At 47.5% G+C, this 20992-nt stretch carries 18 protein-coding genes; 6 read left to right on the top strand and 12 right to left on the bottom strand.

From position 1 onward, the window contains the following. Positions 1–135: 135 nt before the first annotated feature. Positions 136–1332, top strand: coding sequence for a low temperature requirement protein A (locus B5D50_RS03820; protein ID WP_078921233.1), 1197 nt, complete (start codon positions 136–138; stop codon positions 1330–1332). A 51-nt stretch (positions 1333–1383) separates the two neighbouring features. Here B5D50_RS03820 and B5D50_RS03815 read toward each other — a convergent pair whose 3' ends face one another. Further along, positions 1384–2286 carry a LysR family transcriptional regulator gene (locus tag B5D50_RS03815; protein WP_078921232.1) on the bottom strand — a complete coding sequence of 301 codons (903 nt, stop codon included), beginning with the start codon at positions 2284–2286 and terminating at the stop codon, positions 1384–1386. A 105-nt stretch (positions 2287–2391) separates the two neighbouring features. Between B5D50_RS03815 and B5D50_RS03810 the strand changes: the two genes are divergently transcribed. Continuing rightward, positions 2392–3048: a glutathione S-transferase gene (locus B5D50_RS03810; RefSeq protein ID WP_078921231.1), complete on the top strand. Its 657-nt coding sequence runs from the start codon at positions 2392–2394 to the stop codon at positions 3046–3048. 92 nt (positions 3049–3140) lie between these two features. Beyond that, positions 3141–3392, top strand: coding sequence for a hypothetical protein (locus B5D50_RS20015; RefSeq protein WP_143594232.1), 252 nt, complete (start codon positions 3141–3143; stop codon positions 3390–3392). 46 nt (positions 3393–3438) lie between these two features. Here B5D50_RS20015 and B5D50_RS03805 read toward each other — a convergent pair whose 3' ends face one another. Next, positions 3439–3627, bottom strand: coding sequence for a BrnT family toxin (locus tag B5D50_RS03805; protein ID WP_078921230.1), 189 nt, complete (start codon positions 3625–3627; stop codon positions 3439–3441). Between the two features lie 304 nt (positions 3628–3931). Between B5D50_RS03805 and katG the strand changes: the two genes are divergently transcribed. Beyond that, complete coding sequence (gene katG, locus B5D50_RS03800) at positions 3932–6106, top strand: catalase/peroxidase HPI (RefSeq protein WP_078921229.1); 2175 nt, start codon at positions 3932–3934, stop codon at positions 6104–6106. 81 nt (positions 6107–6187) lie between these two features. On the opposite strand, the gene B5D50_RS03795 is transcribed toward katG, so the two are convergent. From B5D50_RS03795 to B5D50_RS03750, 10 genes are all read right to left on the bottom strand, one after another. Next, a complete protein-coding gene (locus tag B5D50_RS03795; RefSeq protein ID WP_078921228.1) occupies positions 6188–7072 on the bottom strand; it encodes an ABC transporter permease in 885 nt (294 codons plus the stop codon). Between the two features lie 6 nt (positions 7073–7078). After that, the gene (locus B5D50_RS03790) at positions 7079–8326 is read right to left on the bottom strand and encodes an ABC transporter permease (RefSeq protein WP_078921227.1); all 1248 of its coding nucleotides are present in this window, start codon (positions 8324–8326) and stop codon (positions 7079–7081) included. A gap of 83 nt (positions 8327–8409) precedes the next feature. Further along, positions 8410–9519 (bottom strand): extracellular solute-binding protein, encoded by a 1110-nt coding sequence (locus B5D50_RS03785; RefSeq protein WP_078921272.1) that lies wholly within the window; start codon positions 9517–9519, stop codon positions 8410–8412. 49 nt (positions 9520–9568) lie between these two features. Beyond that, positions 9569–10660, bottom strand: a complete 1092-nt coding sequence (locus tag B5D50_RS03780; RefSeq protein ID WP_078921226.1) for an ABC transporter ATP-binding protein — start codon at positions 10658–10660, stop codon at positions 9569–9571. 196 nt (positions 10661–10856) lie between these two features. Continuing rightward, entirely contained in the window at positions 10857–12257 is a 1401-nt protein-coding gene (locus B5D50_RS03775; protein WP_078921225.1) for a nicotinate phosphoribosyltransferase, read from the bottom strand. Positions 12258–12323: 66 nt separating this feature from the next. Then, positions 12324–13364, bottom strand: a complete 1041-nt coding sequence (locus B5D50_RS03770; protein ID WP_078921224.1) for a bifunctional nicotinamide-nucleotide adenylyltransferase/Nudix hydroxylase — start codon at positions 13362–13364, stop codon at positions 12324–12326. A 540-nt stretch (positions 13365–13904) separates the two neighbouring features. Next, positions 13905–14324 (bottom strand): YqaA family protein, encoded by a 420-nt coding sequence (locus B5D50_RS03765; RefSeq protein WP_078921223.1) that lies wholly within the window; start codon positions 14322–14324, stop codon positions 13905–13907. A gap of 269 nt (positions 14325–14593) precedes the next feature. Next, positions 14594–15841 (bottom strand): MFS transporter, encoded by a 1248-nt coding sequence (locus B5D50_RS03760; protein WP_078921222.1) that lies wholly within the window; start codon positions 15839–15841, stop codon positions 14594–14596. A gap of 337 nt (positions 15842–16178) precedes the next feature. Then, a complete protein-coding gene (locus B5D50_RS03755; RefSeq protein ID WP_078921221.1) occupies positions 16179–17453 on the bottom strand; it encodes a type II toxin-antitoxin system HipA family toxin in 1275 nt (424 codons plus the stop codon). After that, complete coding sequence (locus B5D50_RS03750; RefSeq protein WP_234975790.1) at positions 17450–17782, bottom strand: helix-turn-helix domain-containing protein; 333 nt, start codon at positions 17780–17782, stop codon at positions 17450–17452. Before B5D50_RS03750 ends, B5D50_RS03755 begins: the two co-directional genes overlap by 4 nt. Before the next feature lie 461 nt (positions 17783–18243). On the opposite strand from B5D50_RS03750, the gene B5D50_RS03745 reads away from it, so the two are divergent. Together B5D50_RS03745 and B5D50_RS03740 are read left to right on the top strand one after the other, a co-directional pair. After that, complete coding sequence (locus tag B5D50_RS03745; protein WP_159448564.1) at positions 18244–19035, top strand: CHAT domain-containing protein; 792 nt, start codon at positions 18244–18246, stop codon at positions 19033–19035. Continuing rightward, on the top strand, positions 19032–20992 hold a 1961-nt coding region (locus B5D50_RS03740), incomplete at its 3' end, for an ATP-binding protein (protein ID WP_159448563.1). The genes B5D50_RS03745 and B5D50_RS03740, both read left to right, overlap by 4 nt.

Raw genomic sequence — 20992 nt, 5'->3', positions numbered from 1 at the left:
TGTGGCTGCAATGAATGATCAGCGCGCTGCTTGTTGCTTTTGCCAATGGCTGCTTCAAGAATACCTTTTCGGTCTGGTTAGCGCTTGCTTATAATGCAGTGAGATTTCAACAGATTCCGACCTAGCAGGTATGGTATGGCTCAAACAATTGTTTTACAGCCCCCTACTCATCACGAAGATGATCCTAATGCGAGTCATCATGTACATTGGGTTGAGCTTTTTTATGATCTGATCCAAGTAGTTTGTATTTTCCAGCTCGGTAATTTGCTGGGGTATCATCATGACTTTCAGAGCTTTCTAATTTATGTCGGCTTGTTTATAGCCATTTGGGTAAGTTGGGCGGCAACCGTTTTTTATACCTCGCTGTATATTACCAATGATGTTCCGCACCGTTTATTGATGGCGCTGCAAATAGTCGGTATTTGCATTATGGCGATTGCCTTAGGGCAAATACCCGGTGTTGGGATTTATTATTTTGCCGTTGCGTTTGCAGTGGTGCGAGGAATTTTAGCTCTCTTGTATTGGCGAGCGGGCTACTACAGTAAGAGCACGGCTCAGCTCAGTCGGCGATTTGCTGGGTTATTTATTACCGTATCTGTGGCGGTCGTGTTGGCAACTTTTTTGCCGTATCCACTCAATTACCTAGCGTGGACTCTCATTTTATTGGCCGAGCAGCTAGCCTTTGTTTGGCCTAAAGTGGGATTGATGAGTGATGATCGTTTCAAACCCCGCTTAGTGCATTTATCAGAGCGCTTTACCTTATTATTTTTAATTGTCATGGGGGAGGGCTTTTTTAAGCTAGTGCTCACCCTAAGCGAACAGGGCATTCAAAACTTAGATTGGAATGATTATATCAACGCCACTTTAGGGTGTTTATGGTTGTTTAGTTTGACGTGGATTTATTTCGATTTTGTCGGTAATGGACGGATTAAGCCGGATAATTGTCACATGATCTTGTGGTGGTATGGCCATTTATTGCTGATGCTCGGCGCCTCCATGAATACGGTAGCGATTAAAGGTTTGATGACTGCGGAATTATTAGCTCCCTTTCCTATGGAGTATGGCTGGCTCGGTTGTTTAGGGTTGATCTGGTTTTTGATTGCCACCATCTTGATCCAAGCGGCTATTAAACAACACACCGCGCACCAATTTTATTCGCTAAGATTACGCTTATTTGGTATTGGTTTGGCTTTACTGACTTGGATCTTGGGTTCACGAGTCCCTGCATGGTTTTCAATTAGTTTATTTATTATCGCCTATGCCTCGCAAATTGCCTCACCGCTGTATCATGCACTACGGGGTACGACTCCAAAAGGTGCTACGCCTATTTAAGTGTCAGGTATCAGGCAGTGTATTCAGACAGAGTATCATCTCGCTGGTTAACTAGATTGTGCTTGTGTCGAGCTGTGCTGCTAAACGCTGCCGCTCCAGCACTTGAATGAAAGCGCTCAGCTTCGGTAATGCCGTGCGCCCTTCTGGGTAAATTAAGGCTGATTGAAAGCGGTAAGGCGTGCCTTCGACGGCTTGGATCTTTAAATGCCCTTGAGCGACATCATCCTCGACCACGCAGGCGGGTAGTAAGCCTAAGCCCATATTTGCCAATAAACAGCGGCGAATCACTTCAACATTAGTAAAGGCTTGGCGGGGCTTTAAATGTAAGCCCAAGGCACGAAAATGCGCCTCAGCGGCGACCCGATAAGAACAGGCTTCTTCCGTGGTGATCAGCGGGTGTGCATTCAAGGCAGTTAGGCTTAGAGTAGACGCTTGCCAACGCTCAGGGTGGCAGACAAAGACCACCTCTTCGTTATGCAGCAAATGATAATGGCAAGCCTCTGGCTGCACTTGGCTGACAATAATCGCAGCATCAATTTCTCCAGTTTGGAGGGCTTGGCGATAGGCAAAAGGTTCATGAGTCAGCATGATTTCTACACGCGGAGCCTGTAACTGCATGGCCTCAATCAAACGAGGCAAACGATAAATACACATAGAGCTGGGCGCAAACAGCTTCAGTACACCACTTGGCTCATGGGCTAGGCTATGTGCGAGTTGGGCAATATGCTCTGCATGGTTTAGAAAGCTCTGCAAGCTAGTGTGTAATTGTCGCAACGCGCTACTCGGTACAATTCCTCGTCCCGAAGCTTCAAATAAGCTAATGCCTAATTCTGTAGAGAGTTCTCGAATCTGAGCTGATACGCTCGAGGGCGCTAAATACAAAGCTTCTGCGGCTCGATGCACACTACCGAGCTCTAATACAGTCAATACGCTACGCACTTGCCGAGGTGTCATTGTGCAAATTCTCCGAATGGTTAGCGCAAAAATATTCGCTTTTCTTGGATTTGTCATGTCTTTATGCTGAGTCACCTCTTAATTGAATCAAATAGGAATTGCTCAATGCATTTATATATCGCGTATAAAAATTATTCTTCTTGGTCGCTGCGCCCGTGGATTGCTTTAAAGGTTGCGGGTATTGATTTCGATGAAACCGTATTGCCTTTTTATCATAGTGATGCTTTAGAAAAACTTGGCGAGCGCTATCAGATTCCAGCCAAAGTACCTGTCATCGAAGATCAAGGCCTGATTATTTGGGATAGCCTAGCCATGCTCGAATATCTGCATGAGCAATATCCAGAGAAAAAATTATGGCCGGATGATTTGGCGCTGCGTACCCTAGCACGTTCAGCTGCCGCTGAAATGCATAGCAGTTTTAGCGCTTTGCGCTCACAGCACCCAATGAACTGCCGTCGGCAAATTAAACTGCAGCCATCGCCTGAAGTGCAGGTTGAATTACAGCGTTTAGCAGCTATTTGGGCGCATTTTGAGCGAGCTAATAAGCCTGTAGGTGATTTTTTATGTGGGCATTTCACGATTGTCGATGCCATGTATGCTCCGGTGATGTGGCGAGCGGTGGGCTATGGTTTAGAGATTTCGCCGAGCTTCGAGAAATGGACGCAAGCCATGTTGGCCTTGCCCTCGATGCAAGAGTGGCTAGCAGCGGCTCAAGCGGAGGAGTCTAAGTGGCGGATTGCGCAGTATGATGAGGTCGGGTAGGGGTTGTACGCTTTGTGGTGGAGACTAAGAGATTGTTTTGCTAAGGGCTGGACTTCAGTGATCTAGCCCAGCAACTTCGGACACCCCAAGAAGTGAGTACACTAGACTCGACACTTGAGGTGAAAGATGAAACCCAGCAAACCGACCATCAAGCCCTACACCCGCCGTTCCGAGAGCTACAAAGCGGAAGCCCTGAAATAGCTGATCGAATCGGTTACACGGAAGCGGCACGTCAATGTGGACAGACGAAGGCTGGTCGTATCTGGCGGTTATCATTGACTTATTTTCCCGCCGAAGCCGATTACACCCAGTACCTTGGGCTATCTCAGCCCGTTGGACTTTGAAGCGCAATTCCTCATCAGTTGAGGTGTCCGGGTTTGATGGGTCAGATCAGTAAACGACGAACATGGCAGGATGTACTAAGCCTATTGTAATCCAGCGATCCTCCCCATAGGTCTCACGTCCATCATAATATTCAATACGTAAAGGATCGAAGAAGACCAAGCTAGCCAATTCAAAACTGATGCCGTGTTTACGCTGATTACTGGTATCCTTGGCCTCATGCCATTCGAACTGCATTATTATCTCAGTTGTTAATACACTATTGTAAATATAAGAGAGGTTATGAATGATTGCAATGTTTAGAGAAAGTGATGTGTAGCGAGTTTATTTTGATGGTGAGTTTGTGGAGGACGTGTATCCGGGACTTTCAGTCTGTAGCAAAAACAACTACCGGCTTTAGGTGGTGGTGGTTTAGTTTTGACTCTCTTCATTTTTAAAAAAGCGATTGATTTGTGCTGTTTAATGAACTGGATAGATTAATACCAAAGGATTACAACTATAAAGGTGAACCAATGACCTAATGACTACGAGGAGCAACACGATGAGTGAAATCAGTAAGTGTCCTGTGATGGGACACAGCGCTACACCTACTCAAGCGGGCGGTGGCACATCCAACCGTGACTGGTGGCCTAACCAGTTGAAACTCAATATTTTGCATCAACATACGGCTAAATCTAACCCGTTAGGTGCCGATTTCAAGTATGCCGACGAATTCAAAAAGCTCGATCTGGCTGCCATTAAACAAGACCTCTATGCGTTGATGACCGACTCGCAAGACTGGTGGCCTGCCGATTACGGTCACTACGGACCCATGTTTATCCGTATGGCGTGGCATAGTGCAGGCACCTACCGCATTAACGATGGGCGTGGTGGAGCAGGGCATGGTAACCAGCGTTTTGCCCCGCTCAACAGTTGGCCTGATAATGTTAACCTCGATAAAGCACGGCGTTTGCTGTGGCCGGTCAAGCAAAAATACGGTAATCAGATTTCGTGGGCTGATTTATTCATCCTTACCGGTAACTGTGCCTTAGAGTCGATGGGTTTCAAAACCTTCGGCTTTGCCGGTGGGCGTGAAGACATTTGGGAACCCGAAGAGGATGTGTATTGGGGTCAAGAAGCCGAATGGCTGGGCGACAAACGTTATAGTGGTGACCGTGATTTGGAAAACCCGTTAGCAGCGGTACAAATGGGCTTGATCTATGTGAACCCAGAAGGCCCTAATGGTAATCCAGATCCGCTCGGATCAGGGCGCGATGTACGCGAAACTTTTGCCCGCATGGCGATGAATGACTATGAAACGGTGGCCTTGACCGCTGGCGGCCACACCTTTGGCAAATGCCACGGCGCAGCTAGCGCTACCCATGTTGGCTCTGAACCTGAAGCCGCACCCATTGAACAAATGGGCTTAGGCTGGAAAAACAGCTTTGGTAGCGGTAAAGGTGCTGACCAAATTGGTAGCGGTTTGGAAGGTTCATGGACACCGACTCCAACGCAGTGGGACAACAGTTATCTCGATATGCTGTTCAATAACGAATGGGAACTGACCAAAAGCCCAGCCGGTGCTTGGCAATGGACACCCACAACTGCCACTGCAAGCAACCTTGCCCCTGCGGTGGACGATCCTGCCAAACGTGTGCCGATTATCATGACGGCCGCCGATATGGCGATGCGGTTTGACCCCATCTACGAACCAATTGCGCGGCATTTCCATCAGAATCCAGCGGAATTTGCCGATGCATTTGCGCGAGCTTGGTTCAAACTAACCCACCGTGATTTAGGGCCACGCTCTCGTTATTTAGGGGCAGAAGTGCCGACGGAAGAGCTACTATGGCAAGATCCTGTTCCGGCAGTTGATCATATGTTGATTGATGCGCAGGACATAGCTGACCTCAAAACTAAGCTGCTAGCATCAGGGCTTTCCATTACTGAGCTGGTGACAACGGCGTGGGCTTCTGCCTCAACTTTCCGAGGTTCGGATAAGCGCGGCGGAGCGGATGGGGCGCGTATTCGTCTGGCTCCGCAAAAGGATTGGGCCGCGAATCAGCCCGCACAGCTTGCCAAAGTGTTGGCAGTGTTGGAAGGTATTCAAGCTGCATTTAATACGGCGCAGTCTGGTGGTAAACAGGTGTCGTTGGCGGATTTGATCGTCTTGGGCGGTTGCGCTGCGGTTGAACAGGCGGCGAAGAATGCTGGGTTTGCGGTTGAAGTGCCGTTTGCAGCAGGGCGCACCGATGCGACTCAAGAGCAGACGGATGTGGAAGCCTTCGCCGTGCTTGAGCCGATTGCCGATGGTTTCCGCAACTATCTCAAGGGTAAGTATGCGGTTTCAGCGGAAGCAATGCTGGTCGACAAGGCACAATTATTGACTTTGACTGCACCGGAAATGACGGTATTGGTGGGTGGAATGCGGGTGTTGAATGCCGCCTTTACCCAACAGCCTGAAGCACTCACCACGGATTTCTTTGTGAATTTGGTCGATCTGGGGACGGACTGGCAAGCCACCGCTGATGACAATGTGTTTGAAGGGCATGATCGTACTACGGGGGCGGTGAAATGGACAGGTTCGCGGGTTGATTTGGTGTTTGGTTCGAATTCCCAGCTACGTGCCATTGCAGAGGTGTATGCGCAGAACGATAGCAAGGAGAAATTCGTGCATGACTTTGTGGCAGCTTGGAACAAGGTCATGAATCTTGATCGCTTTGATTTGGCTGAGTGATTAAGCGTTTAAACCTTTAAACATAAACAGGGGTGTTGCTGATGATGGGCAACACTGCCTGTTTTTCTGGAATAGACCCGCCTACCCCGGCGACAAACCCCGCAACCGCTCTGAACGCCGTCGTAATAACTCAAGCGTCACCAACAGTATCACTGAAAGCACAACTAGAATCGTGGCAACTGCCAAAATCGTTGGGCTAATCTGCTCACGTAAGCCAGTAAACATTTGCCAAGGTAAAGTTTTATTTTTGGCTGAGCCAACAAACATTACTACCACCACCTCATCAAATGAGGTAATAAACGCAAATAAACCGCCCGAAATCACCCCCGGAATAATCAACGGCATTTGTACTTTAAAGAATGTACGCACAGGCCCTGCACCCATCGAAGCTGCTGCTCGTGTGAGGCTGCGATCAAAACTCACCAAAGTGGCGGTCACAGTAATAATCACGAAGGGTATACCTAAGGCAGCATGAGCCAGCACAATCTTAATATACTCAACCACGTCAGCATTCATTCCTATCGTGCCTACCATGTAGTTACCCAAACGCGCATAGAAAAAATACATGCCGGTAGCTGAAATAATCAAGGGTACAATCATCGGTGAAATGAGGGTCGCCATAATTGCCCGCCGAAAAGGGACATGGCTTTGGCTGAGGCCAATCGCTGCAATCGTACCCAGTACAACAGCAATTAAAGTGGCCACAGGTGCGATTTTCAGTGAATTGCGCATGGCATTTTGCCAATCGCTATTCGTGAAAAAGTCTTGATAATGCTTCAGTGAATAACCTTCAGGTTGCAATCTAAGCATTTCTGGGGTGAAGGTGAAAAAATCAGTGGCGTTAAAACTCAAGGGGATAATGATCAGAATGGGCGCAATCAAAAAGAAAAAGATTAAGCCACAAATAACCCGAAAGCTGTAATACCAAACTTTTTGCCCAGTGCTTGCGTAAATCGGTAGTTTCATGGCAGCTTACCCCAGTTTCACTTTATCAATACCAACAATTTTGTCGTAAACCCAGTAAAGTACGAGTACTAAGGTCAAGAGTATAGTGCCAAGAGCGGCTGCTAACCCCCAGTTTAAGGAGCTAGAAATATGATAAGCAATGCGGTTAGAAATAAAAGTACCTTGAGTCCCCCCTACTAATTCCGGTGTGATGTAATAACCAATCGCTAAGATAAATGTTAAAATTGCACCCGCACCAATACCCGCAATAGTTTGTGGGAAGTAGACCCGCCAGAAAGCCGTCCAATCGGTCGCCCCTAAAGATTTCGCGGCTCGCATATAAGCGGGGGGAATGGTGCGCATTACTGAATACAAAGGCAAGATCATAAAAGGCAATAAGATATGAGTCATTGCCACCAAAGTACCGAATTGATTATTAATCAATTCCAGCCGCCCCGTATTACTCACTACACCGAGCCAGACCAAAATATCATTGATCACCCCTTGCTGTTGTAAGAGTACTTTCCAAGCAGAGGTGCGCACGAGTAATGAAGTCCAGAAGGGCAGTAGCACTAAAATCATCAGTAAGTTGGAGGTTCGCATTGGCAAGTTCGCCAGCAACCAAGCTATCGGATAACCTAAAACTAGACATAAACCGGTAATCACGAGGCTCATGAATAGGGTGCGTGCAAATAGATTAAGATAAATCCGCTCTGAAGCAGGCAGCATTTCAGCGCCATCGGCTGTCTTTTTCATATCTATAGCCGCGAGGAAATAGCCATTTGTATATTTAGGTGAATAAACCTTTAATAAAGTCCAGGTTTTTAGATTACCCCATAGTTTATCAGCGGCAATAAATTGCTCTTTATAGCTAATACCTTCTTGCATTTTACTGACATCTTTCCCGACTTTGCGGAATAGAGATGACATACCACTGCTTTCGTAATTGAGACGTGTACCGAGTTTTGTATGGTTTTTTTGTTCGATGGCCTGTTTTAAATCATGGTATAGCGCAGCAAAAGCAGCCTCGTCGGGTAGCTCTCCTGTACTGGCATCCCAAGTTTCCAAAACAGTTGTGGTTTGTGGGAGAGTGTCACTTACAATACTATTGTCGATCGAACGCAACAGCATATCGGTAATAGGAATGACGAAAGTAATTAAAATAAAAATCAATAAAGGAGCAATCAGTAATAAAGCACGCACTTTTTGCTTAAATAGGGCGCGGGCGATTTGTTTTTTTAACGGTACGCCGTGAGGTGTTTGAATTTGCTCCATAGCTCATATCCTTTGGTGATAAACTCCCTCCTCTTAAACTGAGGAGGGATAGACCGAAATGTAAAGAATGATGAGTTTAACTATTACTTAGCCAACCACGCTTCAAACTTTTTGTTCATTTCATCTTCGTTGTTTGACCACCACTCAATATTATTCACTAAGAAGCGCTTGGCATTTTCTGGGTTGCTTGGCATATGTGGTGCCATTTCAATACCTAAGGTCGCATGTTTGCCCACCAAAGGTTGAGAAGAGGCACGAGCAGGACCATAAGAGATGTATTTAGCTTGATCCGCTAAACGTTGTGTATCGGTTGCAAATTTTAAGAAATCCAGCACCCGTGCTTTACGGTCTTCAGGTAAGTTGGCAGGTACAACCCAACCATCAAAGTCGAAAATTTGATAGTCCCATAGCATAGCAACCGGTTGCTTTTTCTCTTCGATCACATCGAATAAGCGTCCGTTGTAGGTAGAGCCGATAACCACTTCTTTATCGGCTAACAGTTGTGGAGTTTCTGCACCGGCTGACCACCACACCACATCTTTCTTAATGGTATCAAGTTTCGCTAAGGCTTTGTCCACACCTTCTGGCGTAGACAGGACTTCATATAATTTCTCTTTTTCGACACCATCACAGAGTAAAGCCCATTCTAGATTTTTCTTCGGGCGTTTTTCTAAGCTGCGCTTGCCGGGGAAAGTTTTGGTATCAAAGACCGCGCATAAATCTTCGGGCTTTTTGCCGTTCCAATCAGCAACATCAGTGCGATAGCCAAAAGTGGTGGAGAAGACAATTTGTGGAATAAAGCATTTATTGATTAAGCTAGCGCCAAAATCTTTAGTCGGGGTAGAGCCGTCCGTACCTGCCGCTAAGTCTTTATCGAAATCCATTTCCATAGCTAAGCCTTCATCACATAAACGCTGTGAGTCAGGACCTTCGACATCCACTAAATCCCAAGTAATATTTTTGGCTTCAGCCATTGCCCGCAATTTAGCGACTGCTTCATTTGAGCTTTCATCATTAATAATTTTGAAACCTGCATTTGCTGCCATATAAGGCTCGTGATAAGCCTTGAGTTGAGAGTTTGAATACGCACCGCCCCAAGAGACTACGGTCATTTCTTTTGCCATATCAGCTGCCAACAGTGCACTCGAAAAAGTGGCAATACTGACCGCTGCAAAAATTGGTTTCAACTTCATATTTCTCTCCGTAAATGGAATGCCCAAGCTAATAAAAGATTCTAAACTGTCACGCATCCAAGGCGCGGCAATCATTTTTATCCCATCCAACCTTAATGGTTTGACCGACCGATAACATCGTGCCATCGCCCGCATTGGGAATTTTTACAATAAAGGAATCATCACCATAAACCGACATGCGGCAACGAATATGATCCCCTAAATAAATCAATTCAATCACTTGACCTTCAGTGGCATATAAGCTTGCTTGACTACCAATCCGCACGCGCTCAGGGCGAATCGAGCATAAAGTCGGTTGACCCACGCCTTTGCAGTTCACAGCTAGAGCCTCGGCTTGTTGGCCGTCAGCAAATTCGACTAAAGCCGTATCCCCTGTTAACGTTTTGACCCTACCTTTGAGCTTATTGTTCTCGCCAATGAATTGAGCAACAAAAGCATTCGTCGGGCGCTCATACAAATCCGCAGGTTTGGCGAGTTGCTGCACAATACCATCATTAAATACCGCAATCCGATCCGACATGGTGAGGGCCTCGGATTGATCGTGTGTGACATAGACCACGGTAATCCCGAGCTTTTCATGCAGATGCTTAATCTCAAACTGCATGTGTTCACGCAGTTGTTTATCTAAAGCGCCAAGTGGTTCATCCATTAAGACTAAGGAGGGTTCGAAGACTAAAGCGCGGGCTAGAGCGATGCGTTGTTGCTGACCGCCAGACAATTGTGCAGGGCGGCGGCCACCAAATTTGTCCATTTGCACCATATCCAGCACTTTGCGAACTTTATCCTCACGTTCAGCCTTGCTAAAGCCACGTACCTCTAAAGGAAAGGCCAGATTTTCAGCGACGGTCATGTGTGGGAAGAGTGCATAGTTTTGAAAAACCATGCCGATACCACGTTTGTGAGGAGGAATATTATTAATAGAACGTCCATCGAGAAAAATATCACCGTGGGTTGCTGTCTCAAAACCAGCCAGCATCATCAAACAAGTGGTTTTACCAGAGCCGGATGGTCCTAGCAGAGTGATGAACTCCCCCTTGTCGATCCCAAGGTTAAAACTTTTGACAACTAACGTGATGCCGTCATAACTCTTTTGTACGTTATCAAACAATACAAAAGGTTGTGTACCTTGTGTTTGAGACATGCCTCTCCTTTAGTCTGTGCGGTTGAAGCTGTCTTGTTTATAACAGAATTATTTCATGAATAGCAAGATTCAGAATAAGAATTCCCAACAGACCTCATTCGCTTGGTTTACAAGGCTATTTTTAAGGAAAATCCACCTCACTGCTTGGGTGAAGTGGATCTGGCTGAGCACCCGTTTAGCGTACTATGAGCAGGTTTTAGGTGCATTCAGCTTGCCGACGAATGTCCTCAAAATTTACCTCCTTTAAGAGGCGGCCATGACGGAAAATGGGCTGGAGTTGATTGTGCTGTGAGCCTAACTGATCTTCACGAATAGTTTGCCAGCCGTGGGCGTTTTTAATCACGGCTAAGCGCCCACGCTTAGAGGCTTTACCTAGATCAGTGATCGGTTGTTTATACACATCCCGCCACTCACCAGCAATACGAATCGCTGAGGTTTTCATCGCAAAGCTTAAAGTATCACGATTCACTTTTTGCAAAAGACCAGCCCCCATCCCGAAAGCTAGATTCTCAGTCGAGAAGCCCTGCTGCTGAACACGCGCTAAGATCACCGCTAAGGACTCTAAATTCACGCCATCACCTTGAATCACTCGCACGCTATTGTTCAAGACCCGATAGCCTTTTTGATTGATACGGCTACCAAAAGCTTGCTCTAAGCGCTCTAAGACCTCAATCACAACCTGTTCTGGCTGACCTGAATCAGGGCGAATCACGACAGTAGCACCGCTTTGCTCGACTTGCTCCTTCAGCTGTTTGCCCCAAATCTCAGAAACAGCATGGTAAATATCATACGAATCAGAGACGACCGCGAGGATTTTACCGGGTTTTGCAAACTGCTGGAGCATATTAGCATAGGCATCTGCCTCCTGTTCGCGTCCCCATGCGGTAATCGTTGAATGCTCTGCGGCTGGAATCGAGTAAGCAGGCATCTCCGCTTGATAATAGCGCCGAGCTGCGAGTAAAGCAGCTATCGTATCCGTACCCATAAAATTAACTAAATGCGCCATCCCACCTAAAGCGGCTGTTTCTTGTGAAGAGGTGCCACGTGCGCCGAAATCATGCAGCTTAAAAGGCAATTGTTCAGCAGGTTGATCACAGGTCATCTCTAAAGACTGTCGAATAATTTGCTTGGCATGCCAAGATAAAGTCGCCACTGTCGTAGGATACCAAATTGCGCGTAAGAGCATCGTTTCTAAATAGGATGGCAACCAATACAAGCGAGGGTCGGTATTTTGGATTTGCACTAAAGCAGTTCCCGTCGGAACTACGCTGCCTTCGGATAAAGCACAAATCTCAATCGGCATGAAACCTTGGTATTCATTAACAATCAGCTCCCAACCGGCTCGATTGAAAGGTTCACCATGCGCAGCTAAGAGGTCAGCGGCTTCTTCAATTTGTGCTTGGGTGATGGGCTTTAGCCAATAAGCTTTAAGAAAAGCTTGCAAACCAAAATAGAGGACTTGCTTGAATTGCCCACCGCGTGCTTCTATATAAGCAGAAACCAGTTCGCTATCGGGTGGATATTGCACAAAATGACTGGCTTTATAGCTGTCTGTATTGAGAATTAAATTATCGAAAATCGGGTTGGAAGTGAACATGGAAATCCTCCGTAGTTCGGTTAAATAAGACAGCGGTCTATCCGCTGCGGTGTTGTGGTGTTTAAATTAACCCACTAAAGCTTTAATAATATGGAAATGATCTTCAAACATCTGCTCAGGATTTAATTCGGCCAGTGGCAGCCAAAAGGCTTGCTTAGCATCGTCACTGCCTTTGACTTTAGGTAAACCGTGCGCATCCGGTTTTAGCTCAATCAAATAAGCGTGAGTAATCGTTCGACCGCGTGATGAGCGATGAGGGTCATCAAAAACTTGGGCTTTACTGATCGAGCCTGCTAATACAGGGCTAGGTATTTTCAGGCGGGTTTCTTCGCGTAATTCACGTAAGACGGCATCCCGAATTTTTTCCTCAGCATTCAAAAAACCACCGGGTAAAGCAAACTGCCCTTTTCCGGGGCGTGCTTTGCGTTCTACCAATAAAATATGCCCCGCTTGAATCACGACGGCATCGACGGTCACAAAAATAGGGGGATAGGGTGCATTCGCCCAACCGCGTTGGTAGTCACGAATAAACTGCCATTCGTTGACAATATACTCATAAGCAGCGGTTTGCTGGAAGGCGGCTAAGGCTTGAGCGACCCCCTGAGGTAAGGTGTCTGCAATAGCACCTTGTAAAAAATACTGCTCCCGCAACGGCGTGGAGGATAGCTGGCCCCACGCGGGCACATTTAAGGCCTTCCATTGTGGAAAGAGGGCAAGATAATACGAACTTTGGTCTTTAGAATGCCCAATTAAACCAATACGCGGTGCATCACTGCCTAATTTAGGCGGGTAGCGGCAAATCACACCATGCACACTCTGCTGTACACGGGTCACCCAATTTTGATCGTTATAGAGATCATCCATTAAGGGTAAAATGATTAAGCGTTCTTGTAAGGTCTGCTCGAAGCTGGCACGCAAATGTTGTTCGCGCTCGGCAAATGTCCACGGGTTACGAATGCTGCGTGGTTGATGACTAGAACCAATTAAAATAATAACTCGTTCAGCCTGCTCAAAGGCGGCACAAATGACTTGGTAATGCCCCTGATGTAAGGGTTGGAAGCGTCCAATAAAGACTAAAAAATCAAAAGCTTTAGGGTGGCTTGGCATGATCAGTAAACTCCTTACTGAAAAATGGGTACTCAGTCTATCTAAGTATGCGAACAGTTAAGCACTCTGCTAAGTCAAGGTCAAGTGCTGGATTGTCAAGGCTGTAATTGAGCAGATGATTGGCGCTTTGGCTTGTGTCAGTTTATTGACAAGTGACAGCTTACTGTCAGTTAAGGTTTAAGAGGCTCGTCAATTTCTGACAGAACGCCGGAGTCCTTCTCCTAATAGAGTATTTTATTTATTATAAAAATCAATTACTTAAATTAATTTACTCTGGTTGGCATAGACCTTGCTATATCACTAACAAGAAGAAAAACAAAAATAACGGAAGCTAAAATAAATTAACCATAACAATTAAATAATAAGTTCCAAGCCCTACTGGTGATGCGGCCAAACATAATTAAGCCCAATAAATAGTCGCAACCAGACCTGTGTCCCCCCTAACTAGCCCCTAGGGGGGGAACACTTAAACACTGATCTTGAACGAATAATAAGAACAAACCCCTTTGGTCAGTGCTACGGTACTGACCTTTTTCATTTTCAGCGAGTCACTAACCAAGCCAGCACTAAGTAACGTCCACCTTTAGCTAGGATCACTAAGCTTAGAAAAGACCAGAAGGGCATCCGCATCATACCTGCTATCACGGTTAATGGATCACCAATAATCGGTAGCCAGCTGAGCAGCACTGACCACCAGCCATAGCGTTGATAAAAATCTTGGGCAGAGCGCAACTGCTTTGTTTGGATGGGAAACCATGATTTCATCTGAAAATGCTCAAGATAACGCCCAAGCCACCAATTCACGACTGAGCCTAAGCAATTCCCAAGGGTAGCGACCAAAACTAATCCATAAATAGCATAGTTTTGACTAAGAATTAGGCTAATTAATAGCGCTTCAGACTGAGCAGGCAGAATAGTCGCCGCTAGAAAAGCGGCTAAAAATAAGCCTAAATAGGCCATCTATGAGCGTTTCCTTGATTAAATTGCATAAAAAATAAGCTAAATTAAGCTGTATTTATTTTAGCAGATAAATTTTTAGCAAATTTTTAGCATTTTTTGAAAAAAATTAGAAAATGTGTGAACCGTTGAAAAATCTGCTGCGACTATGAAGTACACATTACCTACCTCGCAAGTAAAGTGTGGCTGCAACTTCATACCCTCGAAGCTGCAGTATTTTGAAAGGCAGTCTACAATTCCCTCGCGGGCTGCCTTTTTTGTTTCCTCTAGCCTTAAGTCTTTGGCGTTGCATCCTCAAATTTATTCACCCGCCTTAGTGCTGGAAAAGCCCAGATCCAAGCTGCTGTAATACCCAAAGTAAAAAAACTACCGACTACTGCGGCAGGTACGACACCCAACCAAGCTGCACTGCTGCCTGCTCGAAATTCGCCTAATTCATTGGATGAGCCAATAAATAGCATATTGACGGCATTCACACGCCCCCGCATGGTGTCTGGAGTGGAGAATTGCACTAAAGAAGAGCGAATATACACACTCACCATATCCGCTGCTCCGGCAATCATTAGGGCAATCAACGACAACACAAAGACAGTTGACAAGGCAAATAGCAAATTCGCTAGGCCAAAAATAAATACCGCAATGAACATTGTCATGCCCACCCGCTGATTGAAAGGATAGAAGCTCAGATACAATCCAACGATCACTTCACCGAGTGCCATCGCACTACGCAAGAGACCTAAACCCGTGGAGTCGGTGTGTAAAACTTCTTGAGCATAAATCGGTAACAGTGCAACCACCCCCCCTAAAAGTACCGCAAATAAGTCCAGAGAAATCGTACCTAAAATAATCGGGCGTGAACGAATAAACTGAATCCCCGCTGTAAAGCGTTGCCAAGCACTGATGGTGAGACTCGTAGGCTCAACTTTTTCAGCATAGAGCACGGGGACTACAGACATTAGTAGCGCAGCGGCTAAAAAAGCAACGAGGCAAACGGCATAGGTGACAACTCCACCGCCTAAAGCATATAAACTACCGCCTAATACAGGGCCTGAAATTGCGGCAATACGCATTAACATACTATTGGCTGCAATCGCAGCCGCTAATTGCTCACGAGCGACTACTTGGGGCAATAAACTTTGTAAAGCCGGACCGGTAAAAGCACGTGCACTGCCATAAAGCACAAGCACCGCGTAGAAGAAGTTTGGGTTATTGATCTGCCACCCTGATAGCAGCCATAGTAAACTGCTACAGACGGCTTGTAAGAGCCAACTCGCCATGACTATTTTCTTCCGGTCAAAGCGATCAATCAGATCACCCGCTGGAATGAGTAAAACTAGCATCGGAATAAACTGTGCTAAGCCGACATAAGCTAAGGTCATTGGATCGCGAGTTAGATCATAGACTTGCCAAGCAACCACAATCGCTTGGATTTGTGAGGCAAAAAAAGAAAGCAGCCGACTGGTGACAAAAGGAAGAAAACCGACTTGGCGATAGATGTTTTTTGAGGCTACAGCGGACATACATAAACCAAAACTAGGCTAAGGGACGCGATTATTGGTGGGTCGTTGTTGCAATGCAAGAAGGTTGATGCAATAGAGGATTTTTAGAGCAAGTTTAAACTTTAGCTCAGCGCTCAATGAGCACCTTAGACCCAAAGCGTTATAACCGAAAGATAGGTTGGTGCTATTCTATGTTGACGCGGCTCGCTTTGCAGATGACCCACGCCCCAAAATATTGCTCGGTATTAATTTCAATAGTGAACAAAAACAGTGGATGATTGCGGTGGGCTAGCGCTAGTTAGCTTAGAAATACTAATAGCTTGATTCCTCAAGCGAATCCTCTTGTAGTAAGCACAAATCAGGCGACAGACAGTGCTTGCTCCAATGCATCATGTTCAAAGGCTAGTTCAAACGCATCAGCTTCTGCTTTCAACAGGCCGACTTTGGTTGCAAGGATGCGCCAGTGCTTCACTGGGGTCGTAACCTCCTTCAGGATGCGGGTCGTGTCTGCCTTGTCCAAACCAAAGTAATGCGCCACCGCCAGACAATCCCGGATGCTGCCACTGGGGCCACTGTCCTCACTGATCCAGGTTTTGAGTTCCCGCTGTTTGTCCGGGAATGGGTTCAAATCGAAAGCTGGGGATAATACCCACTGTCCATGGCCTCGATGCAGGAAGCCGTGATTGTTGAGGTGGTCATCCACATTGGTGATGAGGATGTTGAACACCATCCTGCGCCATAACTCCGCCATGTCCTGTTTTGCATGGGGGCTAACCTTGCGGATCACGTCCACCATTTCCGTGTAACTGTGCTCCTCATCCGGTTTCGCACTGAGCATGGTTCTGGCAGACACGTACAGGATACGGCCTCCTGCTTCACGGTCAAACCGGCGGATGAGGGCTACAGGTGTATCTTCCACCATTTCCACCCGACCTTTGGCGGCGTTGATGCCAGCGGCATCAGCCAATGCCAGTGCGAGGATTTCGCCTTTGGTTACAGCCCTGTCATCGCCGATACTGGGAAACTTCCCCAAGCAGAGGGAACCATCGTGATCTATGACCGTGCATTTGGGGCGCATCCCTCCGAGTGAAGTGCCTTTGCCTCGCAGGTAAGCCAAATCAGCAGCCGTTTCTTTTTCCTGTTCCACCGCGAGGCTGGCCCGGTAAATCTTGCCGAGATCAATCAACGGGGGAGTACCCCGCTCCGCATTACTGTGGCTAGGTTGGGGAATACCTGCTTCATCCAGAAACCGTAATGCTCCCACCCTGCTTATATCATCAACTGCTAACAGATAGCCCAATGCGTTCAGCGGTTGAGTATTGGGAGGCAAGCCTTGTTGCAGGGATTGCTTACGGCGTTTGGCGTGATCCCGCAGGATAACGCGCTTGCCCCACCCATCGGGTTCCGTGTCGGCAATGCAATCAAAGAATGTAGACCCATCTCTGGTTCTGGGGTGAAACATCATACCGGCCTGCAATGGCAGGTCTGGTGACAGGGCAAAGCGTTTCGGGGATACCAGCCATTCAGGATGGTAAGCGAAACTACAACTTTCCCGATTGCCGCTGGTTTCATACAACAGTGTACCCACGGGTTCTTTGGCTTCACCGATGCAGACTTGAATACGGCGGTTCATAATGCCCCCGATGGCTGTTTTTGGGGATGTACCCGTTTGGGCAATCTGGCTTCATCCAGCAGTAAACCCGTTTCATCCCGTGAAATGTCCAACAGGTCGTTGATCCTGTCGGCTTCGCCCAGCGCGAACAGCACCATGCAATAGATGCCGAAAGAAACGTTAGGGTCGCCTTTTTCTACCCGCAGGTAAGTAGGTTTGGAGATGCCTGCACGTTGCGTCATCATGGCTACCGTCAGTTTCCGCCGCCGCCTTGCTGTATTGATGTCATGCCCTAGTTTCTTGATGGCGCGTTTCAGGTTGGCGGGCATGATTTCTTCAATCTTTGACATTTTAAGGTAAACCATAACTATCTTTGTAGTGGTGATGGTATCTTGTAGATTACCTTAAAGCAATAAAACATCTTATGTTGCTGACCAACATGCTAACAAAAACAATGGATGATCGGGTGGTAGGCTAGCTAAAGCCCGCCCGACTCGTGCCAACTGCGCATCAAACGCCTAAGATATAGTATAATTTATCAGCTCTATTGCCCGAAGGTGATTCTATGAAGCTGGTCTTGCGTGCGCCTGATGAGACAATCCTGCAACTTGCTCTGGAAGATTTGGCGACTCCGGTTTCCAGACAACTCACGCTAAACGATCTACACCTGCGATCATTACAACATCTGTGTACAAGCTACCAATCCGCGATCAATCAACCGCGTAATACAGAGGTGTTGTATTCCATTGGCTACCAGTTATTTGAGTTGTTAAACCAGCACCCGGATGTGGTGGGGCAATGGCTCAATCAGGTGGGCAGATACCAACTGGAAATACGCACTGCACTTACCCCTAACCCGTTGCAACGCTTGTTGCTGAACCTGCCGTGGGAAGTAATGGCATGGAATAACCAGTTTCTGTCAGCAGATACCGTTTTGTATGAAGTGGTGCGCAGAGTCGGTGAAGCTAACCTTGCTGCACCACCAGCCAGTTATAAGGACATGACGCTGGTGTTTATGGCGGCTGACCCTGATTTCAACAGCGGGTTGAATTACGAAAACGAAGAACGTGCCATTCTGCAAGCCACCCGTAGAGCCAGAAACTTGAACCTTTGGGTCGAGGAAAGCGGCAATCTGGACAGTTTGACCCAGCGCATCACCGAATCCGGGCATTGCGACATGGCGCACATTTCCTGTCATGGCGGGTATGACGAAACGCTCAAAAGTTTTGCCTTACAACTGGAAGATGACCGTTACCGCCCACAGAGTGTGACCGCTAGTGCGTTTCGGGGGCTGGCGCAACGTATCCAGTGCCTGTTCTTGTCGGCTTGCCACAGTGCTGAAATTGCCGATACCCCCGCTTTTGCGATGGAGTTGGCAAAAACAGGTATTGCCAATGTCATTGGCTGGGATGGTTCGGTCTCGGATGCGGATGCTACGGTGTTTGCCGCCGAGGTATACCACGCCCTGTTACAGCAAGCGACCGTGCCGTTTGCTTGCGCGGCTGCCCGCCAGCAGTTGTTGCAGGAACATCAACGCACTGGCAAACACCCCCACTGGCACTTGGGGCGGGTGTACCTTGCCCCAACGGTGGCTGGCCTTTGATTGACAGCAGCAAGCCCCCCAGCCCCAAACGGCGCGGCAAGAATTTCCATGAGCTGCTTGACCGCAAAAAGAACGTCGTGCCGGTCGCCAGCAAGGAAACCTTTGTTGGCAGGCGCAGGCAAACCAAACAGGCACTACGGGTTTTCACAGAGAATTCCGCAGCGGGCGTGCTGTTGACCGGCATGGGCGGTTCGGGCAAATCCAGTCTGGCAGCACGGGTCGTGCATCGCATGGAGCCGCAATACAAGGCTGCCATTATTTACAAAGATTACAGCGAAGCCGCGATTCTGGGGGAGTTGAAGCAGTTTGTGCCGAGTGATAGCCGCAACGGGGATTTTCAGCGTTACCTGACAGATATACAGCAGAACCCTGATTTGTTTGCTGACAATCTGGTGGATATTCTCGAACAACATTTGTCGGAAAACCCGATCATTCTGGTGGTAGACGATCTGGAACAACACGCGCTGGATGAATTAAAGACCGCCTCGGCAACGGATGGCAAGGTGGGAGTCAAGCGGGCGTACCAGAATGCCTTGCGTGGGGTGATTGAGGCGTTTGCGCGGGCGGATACACCATCGCGCCTGATCCTGACTTCGCGGCACAGTTTCCGCGTGCCGGATTGGCGTGGTCAGGATGTAGCTGAGGAATTGCTGGAAATCGAGGTGCCAGACATGAATCCGGTTGAACAGGAAAAGCATTGGTTGGCACTGCTGCAAAGCGGGGCGATGACGGGGGCGCGTGATGAAGCGCAGGACAGGGCATTTCTGGAACAAATCTGGGCAATTTGCCAAGGCAATCCGGGCTTGCAGGATGTGTTGTACCAACCCTTGCTGAAGGGTGAATATGCGGTGCTGCAAACTGCCCTCAGCCAGTTACAGGCTTATCATGCGGGGCAGCTTGCTGCGCTGGCTAACGCTAGTAGGGAGGTTGACAAATACCTGCAACGGATCGCGCTGGAAGCCTACCATGCCGCCCTGACCGACACCGAACGGCAATGCTTGCGTGTCCTGAGCCTGTTCGATTTTGCCGTACCCGAACAACTGATCATTCAGGCTGGCGCACAACTAGGCATTGAGGACGCACGGACTGCCCTGCAACGGCTGGACAATTTCGGCTTGCTCACCCACTGGCAGGGCGAAGGACTGGAAGGGCATATTTCCTGTTATGGTTTGGCGCGGAAGATCGTTGCGCCACTCTCCAAAGAAGATCGGCATTATATCGCATCGGTTTGTGTGCCTTTGCTTTGGCATATCTGGTTTGCTGACTTCTTAGTCAAATCCTTGGGCGACTCAACTGAGTTGAAAGAGGCTATTGCAGATTACCCCCTATTGCCTCCAGAGAAGAGTCAGGAGCTAATGCAGTTAGAATTACAAGTGTTGCAGCAAATCTATCCTCTTCAGACGGAGAAACACCACGCATTGCCCTTACAGCAAAATGAGTTTCAACGTATTAGTCAGTTACATGAGTTCTGTATCATGAACAGCCGCTACGATTGGCAAGCGTTGGGTGTTGATCCTGAGCACTTTATTGACCTGCTGGAGTTGTCACTCTCACTTGCCTACTTTGAGAAGCTGGCTATGAGTCGCGCTATGCTAATGCAACTCACTGATGATCAAGTCAAGGAACTAAACCGGATTCTGGAAGAGGAACGCAGTAAATTTAAAGCTATTCAGGCGGATAACGTATTCGCTTTTATTCATATTGTTTTGCATACCTTTTCTGGCACTCACCTTTTAACACGCGCTTACCAGTTATATGTTGCCAATGCAGATCAAAAGCAGTTGCAGACGCTTTCGGGTATCCAGCTATCCAACGAAGAAGACAGGTTAGTTGCTGCAATTAAGCTGTCTGGAAACACTGGCAAAGCCGACGCTTACGGCAATTACGCCTATTTCCTTGCCAACCAAAAGCAGGACTACGCGCAAGCCGAGGTGATGTACCAACGGGCGGTGGAAGC

The organism is Thiothrix eikelboomii, assembly GCF_900167255.1.
GTDB lineage: Bacteria > Pseudomonadota > Gammaproteobacteria > Thiotrichales > Thiotrichaceae > Thiolinea > Thiolinea eikelboomii.
This window is presented reverse-complemented; position numbering and strand designations above follow the sequence as displayed.